Source organism: Lacrimispora sp., from assembly GCF_032078915.1.
In the GTDB taxonomy this organism is placed as follows: Bacteria; Bacillota; Clostridia; order Lachnospirales; family Lachnospiraceae; genus Lacrimispora.
Genome location: NZ_DAMAUN010000022.1, coordinates 41,796 through 59,591, shown reverse-complemented (window position 1 = coordinate 59,591; position 17,796 = coordinate 41,796). Strand labels below are relative to the sequence as shown.

Annotated in this window: 13 protein-coding genes; 1 reads left to right on the top strand and 12 read right to left on the bottom strand. The window is 38.3% G+C overall.

Features of this window, described 5'->3' with window-relative positions; all coding sequences use genetic code 11:
• Positions 1 to 199 precede the first annotated feature (199 nt).
• The 7 genes from RT269_RS11155 to RT269_RS11125 form a co-directional block, all read right to left on the bottom strand.
• Positions 200 to 3,502: a glycoside hydrolase family 9 protein gene (locus RT269_RS11155; protein ID WP_313182632.1), complete on the bottom strand. Its 3,303-nt coding sequence runs from the start codon at positions 3,500 to 3,502 to the stop codon at positions 200 to 202.
• Between the two features lie 172 nt (positions 3,503 to 3,674).
• On the bottom strand, positions 3,675 to 5,777 hold the full coding sequence (locus tag RT269_RS11150; protein ID WP_313182631.1) for a substrate-binding domain-containing protein: 2,103 nt from the start codon (positions 5,775 to 5,777) through the stop codon (positions 3,675 to 3,677).
• Between the two features lie 87 nt (positions 5,778 to 5,864).
• The gene (locus tag RT269_RS11145) at positions 5,865 to 6,743 is read right to left on the bottom strand and encodes an aldose 1-epimerase family protein (RefSeq protein WP_313182629.1); all 879 of its coding nucleotides are present in this window, start codon (positions 6,741 to 6,743) and stop codon (positions 5,865 to 5,867) included.
• Between the two features lie 40 nt (positions 6,744 to 6,783).
• Complete coding sequence (locus RT269_RS11140) at positions 6,784 to 7,425, bottom strand: hypothetical protein (RefSeq protein ID WP_313182628.1); 642 nt, start codon at positions 7,423 to 7,425, stop codon at positions 6,784 to 6,786.
• 26 nt (positions 7,426 to 7,451) lie between these two features.
• Positions 7,452 to 9,587: a hydantoinase/oxoprolinase family protein gene (locus RT269_RS11135; RefSeq protein ID WP_313182627.1), complete on the bottom strand. Its 2,136-nt coding sequence runs from the start codon at positions 9,585 to 9,587 to the stop codon at positions 7,452 to 7,454.
• A 161-nt stretch (positions 9,588 to 9,748) separates the two neighbouring features.
• Positions 9,749 to 11,026 (bottom strand): citrate transporter, encoded by a 1,278-nt coding sequence (locus RT269_RS11130; protein WP_313182625.1) that lies wholly within the window; start codon positions 11,024 to 11,026, stop codon positions 9,749 to 9,751.
• Between the two features lie 32 nt (positions 11,027 to 11,058).
• A complete protein-coding gene (locus RT269_RS11125) occupies positions 11,059 to 12,441 on the bottom strand; it encodes an FAD-dependent oxidoreductase (RefSeq protein WP_313182623.1) in 1,383 nt (460 codons plus the stop codon).
• Between the two features lie 303 nt (positions 12,442 to 12,744).
• Between RT269_RS11125 and RT269_RS11120 the strand changes: the two genes are divergently transcribed.
• Positions 12,745 to 13,602, top strand: a complete 858-nt coding sequence (locus RT269_RS11120; RefSeq protein ID WP_313182622.1) for a MurR/RpiR family transcriptional regulator — start codon at positions 12,745 to 12,747, stop codon at positions 13,600 to 13,602.
• Between the two features lie 240 nt (positions 13,603 to 13,842).
• Here RT269_RS11120 and RT269_RS11115 read toward each other — a convergent pair whose 3' ends face one another.
• The 5 genes from RT269_RS11115 to RT269_RS11095 form a co-directional block, all read right to left on the bottom strand.
• On the bottom strand, positions 13,843 to 14,565 hold the full coding sequence (locus tag RT269_RS11115; protein WP_313182621.1) for an MgtC/SapB family protein: 723 nt from the start codon (positions 14,563 to 14,565) through the stop codon (positions 13,843 to 13,845).
• Positions 14,555 to 15,280 (bottom strand): MgtC/SapB family protein, encoded by a 726-nt coding sequence (locus tag RT269_RS11110; protein WP_313182619.1) that lies wholly within the window; start codon positions 15,278 to 15,280, stop codon positions 14,555 to 14,557. Before RT269_RS11110 ends, RT269_RS11115 begins: the two co-directional genes overlap by 11 nt.
• 107 nt (positions 15,281 to 15,387) lie before the next feature.
• Positions 15,388 to 16,068: a DUF1868 domain-containing protein gene (locus tag RT269_RS11105; protein ID WP_313182617.1), complete on the bottom strand. Its 681-nt coding sequence runs from the start codon at positions 16,066 to 16,068 to the stop codon at positions 15,388 to 15,390.
• A 4-nt stretch (positions 16,069 to 16,072) separates the two neighbouring features.
• Entirely contained in the window at positions 16,073 to 16,891 is an 819-nt protein-coding gene (locus RT269_RS11100) for a carbohydrate ABC transporter permease (protein WP_313182615.1), read from the bottom strand.
• Positions 16,888 to 17,769: a carbohydrate ABC transporter permease gene (locus RT269_RS11095; protein WP_313182613.1), complete on the bottom strand. Its 882-nt coding sequence runs from the start codon at positions 17,767 to 17,769 to the stop codon at positions 16,888 to 16,890. Before RT269_RS11095 ends, RT269_RS11100 begins: the two co-directional genes overlap by 4 nt.
• Between the last annotated feature and the right edge of the window lie 27 nt (positions 17,770 to 17,796).

Sequence of the window (17,796 nt, the reverse complement as noted above, 5' to 3'; positions counted from 1 at the left end):
GTCTTTTGTTCAACTGACATACTGCAAAACCCGAAGAGGTGAATGTTGAGGTTGAATATCGGCAACCTTGCAAAAACTGACTGTAAGAATGCAAATGGATTTTCAATCTCTTCATTAATTCCAGCATTTTTTCGTACCCCTTATTTCAAACTGTTATTCACCACCTCCTTTCTTCTCTTATTATTGTTTTGCGTTTATCCTATTCTTGTCTGCTCAAGGTAATGGTATCAGTTACTAGATTAAATCCCTTACTATTACTATTTTTACCAGTCGTTGTAAAACGTACTGACTTCTCACCTGGTGACGAGAAGGTAATCGTTCCAAGATTTAATGTCTGATAAGAATTTGCAGCTGCATAAGCATCCCATTGATTCGCGAAGTTTATTCCGTCAATTGCCAATTGGCATATTCCGCTATCTGGACTTTTTCGTATCACCAAACTCACATCATAAGTTCCTGCTTGCGGTACAAAAAGTTGATAAACAAGGTAATCGTTTGCGGTGTTGTTATTAAACTTATCTAGCAAGGCACCATTGGCTGTCAGATCTTGAATGACCCCTCTCGAATCACCTGGCGAAATACTCAGTAACTTTAACTTTTGCGTATCAAAATTCAATACCGCTAAAGAAACCGCTGGACCTTCCAAAACCTCTGTTTTTACCATGTCACTGCTGGTATCCGTAGTTCTAATATAATAAGAATGTGCTCCCGCCCCTAAGCGCGTCGTACAGGAATAGCGCTTTCCATCTGTGTAGGTCACATCACCAGGGTCTGTTTCTACCATCGTTTTTACAACTCCGTCAATGACCAATTGCATAGCATAAGGCTTTTGGTTATCTGCATCCTCATAGATCGCTTGGAAAGTATAGGAGGAAGCATCTGTCCCCGTACTTTTGTCTACACTTGGATCAAGGATAACAGGTGGTGTCCCTGTATATTGATTGTAAGCAGTGATTTCATCCACTAGCATTTCTCCATATCCCACTGCTGTTTGGCTTAACCATAGCTGCATATGAATCTTACTTTTATCTGTAAGTCCGGATACTTTTGCTAAATCATAGGTATAGGTTATCCAAGCAGAAGGGACATTTAAATCCCCCCCTGAGAGCTGATAGGTCTTTGCTCCATCATTTAATTCCAACTTGATCCGAGAGTTTGAATAACCTGGATTCTTCATTGTAAAGCTTAGATAACGATACCCCGTCAAATCCACCGTGTCGTGCCATGGCTCGAACTTAGCATACGAATTGGTGGCACTGGAAGTCTGCGTAAATTTGCCTGCCGTCTTTCCATCTACCAATACCTCGGCATAGCTACCTCTTCCACCATTTTGGTTATACCAGTTTACCCAGCCAAGTCCTTGTGCCCCCCAACTTCCCTCCTTATGAAATCCATCATAGAGAAGTGGATGGGATGGATCAGGTAAAGCAGGTGCTTTTGTTAAATGTGTTGTGGTATAATGTGAAGTTCCTGTTTCATCATATGCCTTGATAAATATTTTCTTACTGTCATAGTCACCTATCGTATCAGTGGAAACATAAGCCGTATAAATACCATTTTCCGCTTCCATCTCTGTATAAGCAGAAGCTGTTCTTGTATCAGAGTATGAGATTGTACTTCTGGCTTCTTTGGGCGTCGCCATTACTTTGACCTGACCTGTAACCATATCTCCGATGACAGGGGAAGTTATGACAATATCTTCTTCATTTTCGCCACCAACTGTCTTTTGATTCAAATTCGCAAGTCCAAACATAGCATAGAAGAAGCCTGCTTCTATACTGACACTATATTCATTATGACGCCATTGATTGGTATCATCGTTATAAAAGGCTCTATCTTCATACCAAGGGGACTCGCTTACTTTATTTTTAGGGTCCTTCCGATTTGCCCCCGCGACCAAAGCCCCTGGTAATACGATTCCCTGATTATTTATATTTTTGGACTCTTCATCCAGTCGGGTATGTACATAACGGACATACTTGGTTCCTACTCCTGATACCCAACTGATATTCCATGGATTGTTTCCAAGAAACCAGTACATTCCCTTTTGAGCAGCCTTTAAGACCTTAGGGTCTTGAAACAATTCATAATACCGCAGCGCATCTGCTACGTAGGAGGCCTGTACTTCGTTAACTCCAAAGTCTCCAAACTCATTGACAACTCCATAGGGTGTATCATTGGAAGAAGAAAGAAAGTAATCCATTTCAGATTTTAACAGCGTCTTTATCTTATTCTGAACAGCCACATCTGCTTCCGGATAAAATTCAGCCAGAGCCAGAGGCCGTAGATCCCAGTAATTGGTACAGCGGATATCATTGATGGTCAGTTTGTTGATTTTAGCAATTGCGGCATTCTTGTAACTATCCTCACTCGTAAGTAGATATAATTCTACTTCTGCAAGAAGCATTGGATTGTTAATTCCTCCTATCGAAGAGTAGGAGCCTTCTGTACCATTGGGATGGCTTAATGCATATTGGTAGAATGTAACGGCAGCTTGCTGGCATTTTCCTAAAAACAACTCCATCTGCGCTCTTTGATTTGAAGCAATTTTATTTTCTTCTAAAGCAAGCTTTATCGCTCTTGCACAGGCAGCCATGGAAGCTGCCGCTTTGGCGGACCCACCAGTCTGTATTTCTGATTTTCCAGTTGATTGGGACAAAATAAAAAACGGATCATCTGCAGTTCCCGGAATATTATCGGTAGCTTTTTCTGGATGCTGGAAGGAAGTATAATTTTTAATGCTATAGACTGCTCCCTGCGTTTGCTCTGCAAATTTTAAAAGGTACTCGCATCCATATTTTGCTTCATCCAGCAAATCTGGGATTCCATTCTGATCATTATCAAATTGTACGTTACTGCTGCTAAAATTTCTTAGATAAGTTATTGCAATATTGGCTTGTACCCATTGATTTCCGCCATATTTCCCATAATCTCCTGCATCGAACCATCCTCCTGTGAAATCATAGTTGATTCCTGTATCTTTATCCTTGGCATCATCCAAAAAAGACTCTGGGTGAAAAATTTTATCAGATGGTGCAATACTGCTATATCCTTGTGGATACGCTGCCCGTGTATCCGTGGTGCGTAATAGCCGATAAAACGCTGTCATCTCATCGGTATAATCATTCCAAATATTTTCTTTAATCGAAAAAGGATAAGAGGAAACTCCATTATATCGAATTGTATAGTTTTCTCCGATTGGCTTGTAGGAGGTAAAATCAATGGTATATACCTCCTTATCCCCCCAATATCTCCCTTCCTTCGTTAGTCTCCCATTTGCAACCAAGGTACTCCCACGATAAATTTGATAAGCGGTATCCGTTAGTGTCTCATCGGTAATTACGAACGCAGGTTTATAAGCGGTGCTTGAATACCCAGCTTGACTTACTACAATTTGTACATTACTGCCTGCTTGTACGGGACTTACGAAAAAGCTAAACTGAAATAATAAAATAACACTCATAAGTAGAACAATTTGTTTCTTTCTTGACTTCCATAGCATGAAATCTGATTCCTCCTTATTTGTTTTTATTCCTATTCCTATTTGCTTATGTCTTCCCTTAGATGCCAAATATCTTCATTTTTTCCTAATATTTAAAACTATTCCTATATCAAGACATCTTTGAATTTGTTTAACAGGAGTCTCTTACAATCAGCTTCCCTTCCAACCTTTTTTATGATTTTCCTTTACACCTTCCAATAGATTTATCATATGGCTGATAAGACTTGCTATTTTCTTTATTTTTCTCTGTTTTTGTAATGGTATAAGTATCCAGCAATTCTATTTCCTTGATCTGATTTCCACTTTCCAGGTCAAAAATTTTTTTTAGTGCCATCTGACCAAATAAGTTTTGTCTTTGGGTGACCAATGCATCCACGGATCCGGATTTCACTGCATTGCAATTATATTCAGTAGCGTCAAATCCAATTAACTTAACCTCGTTTATCTCTGGTAACTTACGAATCTGCTCTGCTACCTTTACAAAATGCAAATCAAGCCCTGCAATTACCTTTAAATCAGGAAATTTTTTCATGGCCGCTTCTAAATACTGCAATCGATCCTGAATGCTTCCATGGTCTATTTCTACATCTACAATTTCTATTTCCGAATGAGTTTTTATATATTCTTCTACTGACTTTATTCTTATAGAAGCAATCCTGCTGCTTCTTGCTGTACTTAATATAACAATGCCTTTTCCTTTTGCCAACTTTATAATCGCCTCCGCTACACTGACTCCTGCCTTTTCATTATCGGTACCAATATAGGCTAAACGCTTGCTTTCTGGCAGATCACCGTCGATACAAATTGTCCGGATTCCCTTTTCATATATATAATTGATAATCGGGGTAAGTACTTTTGGTTCCCATGGATGAAGAATCAGGTAATCAATATCACCCTCTTTTTCCAATAGGTCACGGATAATTTCTACTTGTTTTTCTGGCTTACTATTTAAATAATTTTCCGGATATCGTAATAGCAGTTCATAACCATATTTTTTTGCTGTCGTTCTTGCTATTTCTACCAGATTGCTCATATAGGGATCGGTTTCTGGCAAAACAGTCACAAATCCGATTCTCGTATATTTTCTATTGTCTGCTTCCACATTAAAGTATCCAATGGCTCTTTCTGCACTCTCGATTTTATTGCTTAATTTCTTCGCTATATCTGACAGTACCACCATGGAATTTTTTTGGTTCAGGCTTAATTCTACTACCTCTCCTGTCGACGCCTCTGCTTCTTCGGTTACCATAGCGATATTTTCTATTTCCCCTGTGATATGGTCTTTAATCATTTGTAATTCCTGCAGACTACTTTTAACGCAACTGTATTGGTTAGCAAATTCATCCATACAAGTCTCGATATTATGAAAGCTATCCCCTACCGCTTTGACAGATTCCAATTGCTGATTGAGCTTTTCCTGCGTTGGCAGAATAATGGCTTCGGTCGCTTCGATTTCTTGAATCATATCCTCTATTACCTGATAAATGTCTCCCGCAGATTTTTTACTTTCCTCTGCCAGCCTGTGCACATCTTGTGCAACCACTTTAAAACCTTTCCCTGCTACTCCGGCTCTAGCGGCTTCAATGGAAGCATTTAGTGCCAGCAAATTCGTATGTTTGGCAATGTCTGTAATGGCAGATATGATTTGATAGATATTTTGTGCCTTCTCCTTTAATTTCTCAATGCTGTCAAAGACTTCGGAAAAAGCTTCCCTTGCTTCTGTACTTTTTCCCAGGGTATCTAAAACACTGGATCCACCTATCAAACTAGAATCTTCTAACAATTGAAATTTACTTTCAATGACATTCATCGCCCTGTCTACTTCATCATATTTTTGAGCCAATCCTTCTACAGAGTTCATGCTGTTTTCTATCCGCCTTGCCTGCTCCTTCGCACCGGTTGCTAATTCATGATTCAGCTTTTCCATCGTAGTTGAAAGTTTCTCCGACTCACTGGTGGTTTCAATCACTGAATGACTCAAATCGGATATCTCACTTACATAAATCTTAAAATTTTTCGCGATCTTTGAAAATTCCTCCAAGATAAATTTCTGATCCGAATCTAGCCTCTCCTTTTGGCTGATGATTAGATTACCACTCCTTATTTTTCCAATTACAAGATTCTTTGTTTTGTTTCCTGAATCTTGTTTATATAAAAGAAAAATCAAAGCGGCTCCAATCATGAAGAGAAACACATCCAAAAACGAAAACCTTCTTTGCATTATGCATAGAACCGTAAACAACAAAAGCATTAGTTTAAGTATACCTTTTCTCATATTCATGCACCATTACCTTATTTCCTTTAATGAACTTTAAAAAATCATTTGATAGTTAAGATTTCTTGTTTTATCCTGCATGTTCTCCTATAAAACCTGAAGATGATAGGAAAGTATTTTTTCTTCTCCCTGCCCTAACACGATACTATGTTGCTTCTCTCTAAGCTCTTCCCCATCCTCCTCAAAGGCCGGCAGACCATGCCAGGGTTCCAGACAAAGATAAGGAGCCTGTTTTTTGCCAATCGTCCATAGAGCCAAAACAGGAAAGCCCTCGAAGGTATATCCCACTCCCTTTTTGCTTTTAGGATTTATTAGCTTTAGGGTGTGTTCCGATATCTGATTGAAAATAATTGGCCCTTCTGCAAACAAATCATAATTAAGTGTGAAATGGTCCTCTTTTTCTAGAAACGAAAGTTCTGATGTTTTCTTGACTGGATCATCGCTGGCTGGACAATAGGCCTTTAAGGAAACCGGTCGCTCAAATTGAATTTGATAATCAGCAAAGGATTCTCCCTCTCTGACTGGGCATCTGATTCCCGTATGCCCTCCCACACAAAAAGGCATCTCTTCTCTGCCTTCATTCACGATCCGGTAAGACGTAGTAAATCCTTCTGTCTGTAAAGTATGTGTCACATAAAAGGAAAAGGCAAATGGATACTTAAGTTTTGTTTCCTCTGTATCCTTTAATAAAAAGGTAACGGCTGTTTTTGTCTGCTTCACTACCTCATAAAAAGTGTTTCTGGCGAATCCATGTTTTTCCATGGAATATCTCCTGCCGTTAATCCTGGTTTCCTGATTTTTCAAAGTTCCGATTATTGGAAACAGGTGGGGAGAACGCCCCACCCAATAGGCCTCATCACCGCCCCATAAATATTCCACTTCATTTTTATCCTTCAGTGAAATCAATTCTCCTCCGTACGTATCAGCAACACCATGAAAAAATTCATTTTCTAATTGAATCAGCATGTTTGTCCCCTATATTCCCCTTTAATTGTTAATTAACTGCTCAAGTCACCGACTTCTCAAGAATTTTTTCGTAACTTCGAATCATATCAAAAAAATGTTCCTGCTTCATCTGTCCGGAATTTATCAGATATATATAATCATAGATATTTGGCAGCTCCTCTAGTTGTAACAATTCCTTTGCAAATCCATGGGCTGCAATCTCACTGCAGCGATTGATACTTCTTTCTATTTTTAAGCCAAATACCTGAAATGGAACGATTTTGGGAAGTATCGCGGATACAAACCGATCTTGTTTAAATTCCAGGTAATGAAAAAATTCATGACTCAAATGAATCCGAAGGGCATCCTGATAAGAAATCGACTTTCTGCCAGCAAATTTACTGTTTTTCGCCAGGTCATCCAATGAGCCTTCATAAATCCAGATTTTTGTCTGTTTCTGACTCATCTCTACATGGGCGCGAAACGAAACCCCGTACGTTTTCTTGCTTTCTTTTAAGAACTGGATTTCAACTCCACTCTCTTTACAGACTTCGATGATATCCATTCCTTTATAAGCCTGGGCAGCACTCTTTCCAATTTCCAGTGATTCTTCAATATAAAGGCTAACCTTATCCTTTGGTATTTTATGATACAGTAAATCATTTGTCAGTTCGCATAACCCCAATACTTCATCTCGAATCATAACTGCGCTCCTTACAAACTCCGGCATCATTTATATGCTACTGCAATGATCTCTTCCTGCTCAGATAGTGCTTCTGTCTCCAGGTCCAGTATGGAATACAGCTGTTCCGCCGTCTGCATACCCGTTAAATCCAGCATCTTTTCGCGATAAAATATATATACTTTTGGAATGGTAGCATTTGCATCGGAATAAATGGTGTGTTCATCTAAAAAACTGTTAAAGGAAGAAGATCTGTTCCCTTTTTTGTAAAGCAGGCCAAAGGCTTTTTCCTTCTTTAATCGAACCACACCTTCTCTGTCTATAACGCAGATGCTTTCCTTTTTGGCTGGAATGATTCCAAAGATTTTTTTCTTGACAGTCGCTTTGTATACATTCCACCTGCCTGTCTCCATGAGAAACTGGGTTTCTTTTTCTTCTGCTCCCAATGCTTCTGCCGAAATTTTTTGTAATTCTGCTTTTGATAACGCCTGACTGCTCAAATCCTTTTGTCTTAATTCTGTAGCTCCTGTTGCGATTGCTCTTAATATATTTTTCTGGTTGTCAATTTCTATCGAAACATCTACCGTATCTTCCTGGGCACCGGATTGCACGATTTTTTCGATTACTTCCATTCTGATTTTTTTAATATCATCTTCGGTGGGATTTACGATTGTACGTTCCATCTGCTCTCTGACCATTGCTAGTGCTACACCGATGGTAGAAATGTATGGTGCATTTTTTGCCAGTTTCCACTTAAAGCCCATATGCTCTGCCAGTGCATTGACCAATACGGTGCCGCTTCCGCCGCCTCCTACCAGTGTAATAAATTTACGATCTAGTTCATACTCCTGAATTAAATCGTTCACTACGACTACCAATTTTTTCATGGCCAGTTCCATAACCTGTTTGGCGGCGTCTTCTGCCGATATTCCCAAATAATCTCCCAATACCTTCCATGCCGCTTTGGTTGAATTTTCATTACCCTTTGCGTAATCTCCCTCTGGAATGTATCCCAAAAGATTGGCTGCACCTGCCAGCGTATAGGAATAACTGTTTCCATCTTTTGCTGAAATCAGTACGTATTCACAAGGATCATCTTTTCTGGGGCTTACAAATTTAACTTCTCCGCTGTTTAAGGATTCATCTTTTTGAAAACATTCGTATTCCACACCTGCAATGTGTGCGCTTCTCGGTCCGATATCTACGATTCTTTTATCTTTTATCCGTATCATGCTGCCGCCGGCAACTCCAAGAGTCCTTACGTCTAAAGACTGCAAATATGTTTTATGGCCGCCTACCTGGGCATACTTAATCATAACCTTGCCGTTTTTGATTACGGAAATATCAACACTGGTTCCACCTACTTCAAAAAAGATACCATCTGATATTTTCTCATACATTAAAACGCCTGCTACTCCGGCTGCCAGACCAGACAGCATAGTAAGGATGGGTCTTTTCCGGACTTCATTTATGCTCATAACTCCACCGTCACACCGCATAATCATCAAGTTGGATTGAATTTTCATATCCAAAACGGCTTGTTCTGTCATATTGGCTGTTTCCATCATTTTGGGGATCAGACTTGCATTGACTACCGCTGTTCTGGTTCTCATTTTGAGACCGTACAGCTGAGAAATTTCATGCCCCCCTGTATAATATAGTTTTCTGTCTTCCGCTTTTTTCATGACCATCAGTTCCGCTGATGGATCATCCACGCTATATGCTCCTGAAGCAACAATTACATCTGATTTTCTTTCAAGTAATGTGTCAATTGCCGTTTCAATTTTTTGATCTGACAGTTCCTTCGTATCCAGAAAAACATGCTCTGTATGCAGATATTTGCTGGGAGCCAGTTCAATTCTTTCCACATTCGTCTCACCTTTGGCACTTCTGGCATCTAAGCCGGTTCCCATTCCGATGACTCCTACTGAAGCAACATCACCTTCTAACAGTGCATTGGTTGCCTGCGTCGTACCGTGAGCTATAAATACCACATCCTCTGGCGAAATATTATTTTCATTCATTAATTCAGAAATAATTTTCACGATACCAATGGCAACTCCCTCTTTATGAGTTGTTGGTATCTTTCTTTTCGCAATCACATCATACGTTGCATTATCAATAATTACCGCATCCGTAAATGTACCTCCAACATCGATTCCTATCCTGACTTTCTTTCCCATGTAAGCACCTCTCTCAATTGTAATCCATCTGTCTGTTTTCTCTATCTATATTGAATTTTCCTTGTTTTCTAAATTAATAAACCATTATGCAAACTACATCTAATTTGAACAGAGGGCTGCGAAACTCTGTTTGATTTACGCAGCCCATACTAATTTTTTAATTATAATGAAATAAGAAAACTTGCTACGATCAGTCCTATGAAAGTAGAAACCATAATCCATAAAATATTCTTTTTTGTGAATTCATTTACATCTATTTTAGTAAAATCAGCAATCCATACATTGTGTGAGTTTGTTGGGTCACATACAGACTGTACATTGGAATCCAGCCGCAATGCTACCATTGCCGCAACAGGATTCATACCACTGGCAGCCAGTAACGCTACGATTCCGCTTCCTAATCCCCATACATTCAGTGGTCCGCGGTAAATTGCCAAAGGTGACAATAATCCAAAAATCAAAATAAATGTAATGGGATTGGTGGGAATGATTGCATTTACAAGTGGAGCTAATATATTGGAGACTTCGACTGCTGTTACTGCTTTCAATACCATACCAATACCAATCATCAGCCCTGCCGCTCCGGCAGTTTCCTGAATCCCCTCTACGAAAGAGCTGGAAACCACCTGCACTACATTTCTAGGAGTAGAGAGGATTAAAGTTACAATAATACCGATGATAATGGAAGAAATCAATGGTAAATGCCACACAAAAACCAGCACAACCGGAATGACCGGGCTTAATAAAGCGATTGCTCTTACATTTTTTTCAGCTGCCAGATCATTTGCAGAAGGCATAGCCCAGGCCTTTTTTGTCTTGCTGCTGAATTTTGTGAAGTAAAAAATCATTACCAGCCCTACAATAATCAAGGGAATTCCGCAGAGTAGAGAATATGAAGTAACCTGATCCTGTGTTAATCCTAATACATCAATATAGACTGCTAAGGTACTTACACTAAAAGTAACTCCGATTCCGTTCGCCAGCAGAAGTACCGTTCCGGCGACCAAAGGGCTTAACCCTGCACTGATCATAATTGGTATGATAATCGTACCAACTAAAATAACCATACCAAGGCCATTGGAAGCTGCAAATATCACGGAGCAGACAACCAGGAATGCCAGCGCGATGGGTAACGGCTTATCTCCTGCCATTTCTGCTGCCTTACGAATAATGGTTTTCGTTACACCTACTTTTGATAAAACTTTACCAAAGAAACCACCAAAAAACAAACCTGCAATTGCGGTGCTCATCCTCATGGAACCGGCTTCAATGACATCTTTCGTGATGCTGAATTCCCCGCCTGTAAAACGAATACCGGCAATTATGGCAATGCCAATTGCCAGAATGGGTAATGCCAGAATCGTTGGCAGCTTTCGTGTCATCATAAGAACTACCATGATAAGAAAAAGCCCCAGAATACCAATAATTTGTAACGTCATAAAAAAATCCTCCTCTGCTAAATTTCGTGTTGTTAATTATGGCATATCAGTTGCAAATAAGCGTCTTCCTTCAACAATTGTTTCTGAAGTTCTGCTGTGCTGATTTTCCTTATATCACCGCCTTCTTTCGCAGCCTGTGCTGCTGCAGCCCCACATGCATGACCGAGTGCACCTGCAGTTGGTGTTGTCCGAATCGCTGCCTGTGCTTCAAAGGTAGCGGATATACATCTTCCAGTAACCAATAAATTAGAAATCTCATTGCAGACCATGACCTCATACGGAATACTATAAAAGGTTCCTGGTTCTGAAACAAATGCGCTGTCCGTACCTTCTCCATTGGGATTATGTATATCAATTGGATAGGCAGAATGAGCAATGACCGTTGAAAATTCTTTTCGTTCCAGGATATCTTTTGCAGTTAAAGTATAAATTCCCTTTAATTGTCTGGATCCCCGTATTCCAATAGAAGGGCCTGTAAACTCTAAAATGGCATTTTGAAATCCCGGTACATATTTTCTTAAAAAGAGATCCAGATCTCTGCATTGCTTTCTTCCCAGGAATTCTGCCTCACTAAGGGATACCGCATTGGTTCCGTCCATCCCAAGAACTCTTGTAGTATTTATAATAAATTCACCCGGCGTATTGGTTTCGAAAGCAAGAACTTCCTCTCTTAAAATATCAAGCTCGCCTCGTTCTCTTGCCTGCCTGAATTCCTTTTCAAAACCCGCAAAAGAAAGTCTGGAAGTCTGAAACATGAGAGCAATGTTATTCACCATACGAGGGAACTCTTCTGCATGTGCCTCCATGTGCTTCTTTAAACTGTCCGTATCCACATTGCAATACTTCATATTCATGGTCATTGGCTGCATCGCTCCGTCGCCTTCTCTTCCTTTTGTCATAGGAGCTCCTGCCCAGGCTGCAACATCACCGTCACCGGTAGCATCTACAAATACCGTGCCTTTTACTCTGTGCAGCCCATCTTTATTGCAGACAATTATGGAGCATATTTTACCTTCCTCTACCAAGACATCACCGATGGCAGTGTGAAATAAAACATCGCAGCCTGACTGTTGAATCATTTCATCCAGCACAAGTTTTAATCCCTCTGACTGAAACGGAGTCAGATAGCTTATATACTGTGTGGTATCTTTGATATGACCTGGAGAATATCCTTTTTCCACCAAAGCCTCCACAACTTCCTGCATAATCCCTTTAATAACCTGCTGCTCTCCCGCATGAAATGTCATCATAGGACCGACACCGCAACCGGTTAACGATCCCCCGAAGTACCCGTTCTGCTCAACAACTAACGTACTGGCTCCGCTTCTGCCTGAGGCGATAGCAGCAATTGCACCGGAAACACCGCCTCCTGCGATGACCACATCATATTCTTTCTCATAAGAAAAACGTTCCATCCAAACCTCCCATTTTCATTTTTTGCAAAGAGGAAAATGATTTTATCATTTTTATGAAAATCATTTTCACTGTCTTTGATTGGTTTTTACAGCTCAGTTTGCTTTTTTTGTGTATTTCCTACAGTTATTCGTGAATATTACTTGTTTTTACGTTATTATGCTAACATACTTTTCATTACGTGTCAATAATTCTGAAGCTATTTTGAAAGTTTTTGAAGATTTTTTTCATAGATTTTGTTTAGAATTGCATTTATCGGTACAATATCGTATAATATCATTAATAAATCATAAGGAGTCCGTAAAATGGTATCTACTGTAATTTCGAAAATAGTATCCATGCAACACAATTTTACGCTGAGCGAAAACGAAATCAGTCAATATGTAATAAACCATCCAGATCTGGTTGTTTCCAGCACCATAACCACAATTGCGAAAGAAACAGGCACATCGGAGGCAAGCATAAACAGATTCTGCAAAAAAATCGGTTTTAAGGGGTTCAACGGTTTTAAAATCGCATTGGCTCAGGAGAACTTTTACAATAATATGATGAAGCAGAATACGAATTCAACAGATGGTGGGTTTATCTCTTCCGTAACTGCTGATTATCGCCAAATGCTGATTAATACATCTGCTATTATAGACGAAAATACAGTACTGAAAGCCGTGGAAGCGCTTAAGTCCGCAAAAAATATTCATATTTTTTCTCTTTCTAATTTATCGATTATAGCGAATGAATTGCGATTTCGATTCGATCAGATCGGATATCGCTCCAAAGCATATACAGATATTTTGGAAATGAGGATTCAGGCGACCAATATCACACCGGACGACCTGTCGATTATCATCGCCCCATCCATAACCATGCGTGATATTTTTCAGATCGCTGGCGCTTCCATCGAACGCGGTGCTAAAAATTTAACCATTACCAGCTACGATTCGCCAAAATTAAATGATATCTCCGATTATAAATTTGTAATATGCGATAAGATTGTAGCGACTAATTCTATTTCCTTATCCAATAACATCATGTTTTTATATGTCATTGACATACTTTTTACCGCATTGCTCAGCTCTGATAAGTCCTTGCGTCAGAAAAAGCTAAATAGTGATGCCATTTCCAGTAACTATCAGATGTCTGATTCTTATGAATTTGAATATTAAAGGATATAGTCTGATAATCGTAATTCTTCGCTTAATTAATGCCACCGATTTATCCGGTGGCATTGCTCTACTCTTAGGGGTACCTGCTTGCATCCTGAATATATTCTGGATCTGTATTATAAAAGTGGACACGATGAGTAAAAAGCGACGACTCTTTGACATCTGGGTATTTGCACTGTATTTTCTTCCATATTCTGATATCTCTCTTCGTGTTTTTGTCGGATTTTTGCAAGGCGTTGACTACAATTCAAACAAATTATAGATACCATTCATTTTCTGCATATCATTTATAACTTCCCTGACTATATGCTGTCGCTTCATACGAATGGAGAAAATTGCACATGCATTATATTTATTATTACTTTTAGACCTGGTAATTTCCAAATTCAATATTTTAATTCCATTCGTATCAAAATACTTCAATACACTTTCGAAACATTCGTTATCCTTATACTCCATGTAAATATTTATATCTGGAACATTCTCCAATATTTTATATTCAAGTTTAGATAACAGTAATTCTGCAAACAAAATTATTCCTGTTGATAAAATAGCACCTTCATAAAAACCTGATCCAGTACATAAACCAATAATAGCCGTTGTCCATAATCCCGCTGCTGTAGTCAGACCTTTTACACGCTCTCGTCTGGTTATAATTGTTCCTGCTCCAATGAAACCAATTCCCGCTATTACCTGCGCTCCCAGACGTGACATATCCGTTGGATAATGTAAATAAAAGTATATATATTGTCCAGTCAAAGTTGTCATTGCCGCACCCAGGCAAACCAAAATATGTGTTCTAAATCCTGCCGGACGTCTTTTTAACTCTCTTTCACACCCGATCAGTCCTCCGCATATGACTGCCAGACACATGCGAATACATGTTGAAAGTATAGTAACATCCCTTATCTCTCCAAATATGTACATCATAATACCATGCCCTATCTTCTTTCTATAATTCATAAACAGTTGATACTCTGTGAAGATTTGAAATCATTCTAATAATCCCTGCATGTGACATCTTTTTCTCAAGACGTATGTCAAATACTGCACAAGGACTCTTCATTTTTTTCTCTTCTCCCCGATCGATATCAACAGAATAAATTTTAATGTCCAGTGTCTTAATACAAGTAATAATAGAACTTATATCATTTAATGATTCAAATTCAATATAAAGATTCATATTTTTTGAATTCTCAATGATCCGGCTTTCAATAAATAGCGTTCCCTTAATTGATAACCAAACCAGTATGAAAGCAAAAATAATACATTCATAGAACCCGACTCCTATTGCAAGTCCCATACAAGCAGAGACCCATAGCCCTGCAGCAGTAGTTAATCCCTTTACTTCCTGTCTCCTGGTAGCAATTATGGTTCCGGCTCCGATAAAGCCAACACCATTTATTACCTGTGCACCATATCTTGATACATCCATCTTTGTTTCTGCTATGTTGACCATATTTGACCATACCGTTTGCAGCATCTGAATTTCATATTGACTTAGTAACATTGCTAGTGTTGCCCCTACGCACACAAACATATATGTCCGAAAACCAGCAGGTCTCCGTTTTCCTGTTCGCTCAATTCCTATTAATCCACCTAAAAAAACAGCAAGCATCAGCTTTACGCTCAAAGATATATAATTCATTTCTCTTAAACAATCAAACGATTGAATCATTTTGCAGCACCTCTGTTTCAAAGTTAGTCCTTTTATAATAAAAAGCAGTTGTTCACATTACATATTGTGAAAATCAACTGCTTTCTTTTTAATATGCTCTTACCAAATTAATGTCTAGGAATTCTATCCTCATTAAAATAGAACATATTATCAAAATAAGTCAAAATCGGCTGCTCTAACTTAAATGAAGGACATTCTTTTATTAACCATCGTTCTACCTTATCCCTGATTTTCTTAATTTCTGCTTTTTCGGCTTCGTCCATTTCCCATAGCTGATAGGCGATACTGATATGATATCCATATCTGTCATGATCAGGGAATTTGATTCCTAAATTTGCAGATATATCATTACGATATCTATTCAGGTTTTCCTGATCATTTTCGTTTTTCGGTATAAACCTTATGATTATAATATTATTTGTGATATCAACATAATCAAATATCATTTCTGTCTTATCCATGGTTTTTATCTGTTTAAACTTTTCCTCGAAAAAATCATCAACTTTTGTAAGTGATTCATCAAGAGGCAGATAATTACTCCACAGTTCTTCTTTTCGGTCTTCATCGCATAAACCTTGAATGATTGTCATATGGAAACTTTCATCAGGCAAAAAAGAGTATTTATTACTGAAGTTTCCCTCCTGAAATAGCTTAGAAACCTTAAGTGCAATCGGATATATATTATTATCACTCTTTATTTTACTAATAATAGTATTTCCTTGAAAGAACCGCACAGTTCCATCTGAATTGAATTTCCGTCCTATATTCTTTGTATTTATCTTGTCCATTTTATTATCCTTTCACAGCACCATCGGTTATCCCTTTTACAAAATATTTTTGCATTGCCAGGTACAAAAGAATCGGTGGTATTATTACCAATAAAGAGGCTGCCGCTCCAGCATTCAAATTTGCAGCATTTTCTGTAAAAAAAGAAGCAATTGCAAGCGTTACTGTTCTCATGTTTTTTCTCTGCAAAATATATAGTTGAAAAGAATAATCATTCCAAATATAGACACCTGTTAAGATAATTACACTGGCAGTTACAGGTTTTAGTGAAGGAAGAATTATCCGATAGAATGCTTCCAGTCTGCTGCAACCATCTATCATTGCTGCTTCATCTAATTCTTTTGGTATTGTTGAAATAAAATTACTGTATAAAAAAATAGCAATCGGCAAATCGTATGTAACTGAAATCAAAACGATACCCCAATACGAATTAATTCCCTTTAATAGTATCATTGTCTTATACAATGGTACTAACACACTCAGCGGAGGAATCATCATTACCGCTAAAATAAATGCAAGCACAAATCTATTAAAACTGCTGGCTACCCGGGCAAGAGGATATGCTGCCATTGATCCAAAGATCACAATTAATGATACTGATGCCACAGTAATGAATAGTGTATTTCCAAGCGCACGTATTAAATCGCCTTTTACCATTGCTATTATGAAATTTTCCCAATAGATATAATTAGGGAACTGCCATCTGGAGCTCAAATCCATTTGTCGTTTAAAAGATACTGAAATCAAAATATAAAAAGGTATAAAGTGAATGAGTAAAATAAACAAAGCTATGAAAATTTTAGGAGAAAACTTTTTTAATTTCATGCCAGTTCACCTGCCTTTTTATCAATCTGACCTTTAACCACAATACTGATGAACATAATAAACAGGAATGTAACCACACCTATTGCAGCAGCATAACCAGCATTCTGATTGCTGAAATACATATGATTTATTAATGTCTGTAAGGAATGAGAGGCATAGCCAGGACCCCCACCAGAAAGTGAAATAATTAATCCATATAGTTTCAGACCACCAATCAAATTTAATATTATGTTTGTGGTAAATGCCGGAATTAGCTGGGGTACTGTTACATATTGAAACTGATCCCATTTCCCGGCACCATCCAATGCAGAGGCTTCATAATAGTCTGTTGGAATCCCATTTAAACCAGCTGTGAAAATAATCATAGTTTTTCCAACATAATTAATACCATTAATCAACGTTATCAATATTACTCCTCTAACACCATCAGCCATCCAATCAACCGCTTGTAGCCCCAGTATTATCATAATATCATTGATGGCACCACGATCATACTGTACTAAAAAATACCAGATATAACCAGAAACCAAGGATGAAACCATTACTGGTATGTAAACAACCGTTCTTGTAATATTCCTCCCCCAAAAATTATTTTGTAAAAATAACGCATATAATAGTCCCAAGATCGTCTGAATGACAGCGCTTCCAAATCCGTAAATAAGAGTATTAATAAAAGCAGTATGGAACATATTATCTGTAACCAATCGTATATAATTTGTAAATCCCACATAAGTATACTGTTGTGAATACCCATTCCAATTTGTTAATGAGATTTGTAATCCTTGAATGAGAGGGTATATTACAAACGTTAAAATAAGAACTAATGCAGGCGCACTAAGAATAATTAATCCCTTTTCAGAATTTAGAAAATGCTTCATTTTGGTAACCTCACTTCATATCTTTAC

Bases quoted from the DNA above. Each gene is read 5' to 3' on its own strand.
- RT269_RS11105 (WP_313182617.1), bottom strand. From the start codon at position 16,068: ATGGACAAGATAAATACAAAGAATATAGGACGGAAATTCAATTCAGAT.
- RT269_RS11155 (WP_313182632.1), bottom strand. From the start codon at position 3,502: ATGCTATGGAAGTCAAGAAAGAAACAAATTGTTCTACTTATGAGTGTT.
- RT269_RS11095 (WP_313182613.1), bottom strand. From the start codon at position 17,769: ATGAAGCATTTTCTAAATTCTGAAAAGGGATTAATTATTCTTAGTGCG.
- RT269_RS11145 (WP_313182629.1), bottom strand. From the start codon at position 6,743: ATGCTGATTCAATTAGAAAATGAATTTTTTCATGGTGTTGCTGATACG.
- RT269_RS11130 (WP_313182625.1), bottom strand. From the start codon at position 11,026: ATGACGTTACAAATTATTGGTATTCTGGGGCTTTTTCTTATCATGGTA.
- RT269_RS11150 (WP_313182631.1), bottom strand. From the start codon at position 5,777: ATGAGAAAAGGTATACTTAAACTAATGCTTTTGTTGTTTACGGTTCTA.
- RT269_RS11115 (WP_313182621.1), bottom strand. From the start codon at position 14,565: ATGAATTATAGAAAGAAGATAGGGCATGGTATTATGATGTACATATTT.
- RT269_RS11110 (WP_313182619.1), bottom strand. From the start codon at position 15,280: ATGATTCAATCGTTTGATTGTTTAAGAGAAATGAATTATATATCTTTG.
- RT269_RS11135 (WP_313182627.1), bottom strand. From the start codon at position 9,587: ATGGGAAAGAAAGTCAGGATAGGAATCGATGTTGGAGGTACATTTACG.
- RT269_RS11140 (WP_313182628.1), bottom strand. From the start codon at position 7,425: ATGATTCGAGATGAAGTATTGGGGTTATGCGAACTGACAAATGATTTA.
- RT269_RS11120 (WP_313182622.1), top strand. From the start codon at position 12,745: ATGGTATCTACTGTAATTTCGAAAATAGTATCCATGCAACACAATTTT.
- RT269_RS11125 (WP_313182623.1), bottom strand. From the start codon at position 12,441: ATGGAACGTTTTTCTTATGAGAAAGAATATGATGTGGTCATCGCAGGA.
- RT269_RS11100 (WP_313182615.1), bottom strand. From the start codon at position 16,891: ATGAAATTAAAAAAGTTTTCTCCTAAAATTTTCATAGCTTTGTTTATT.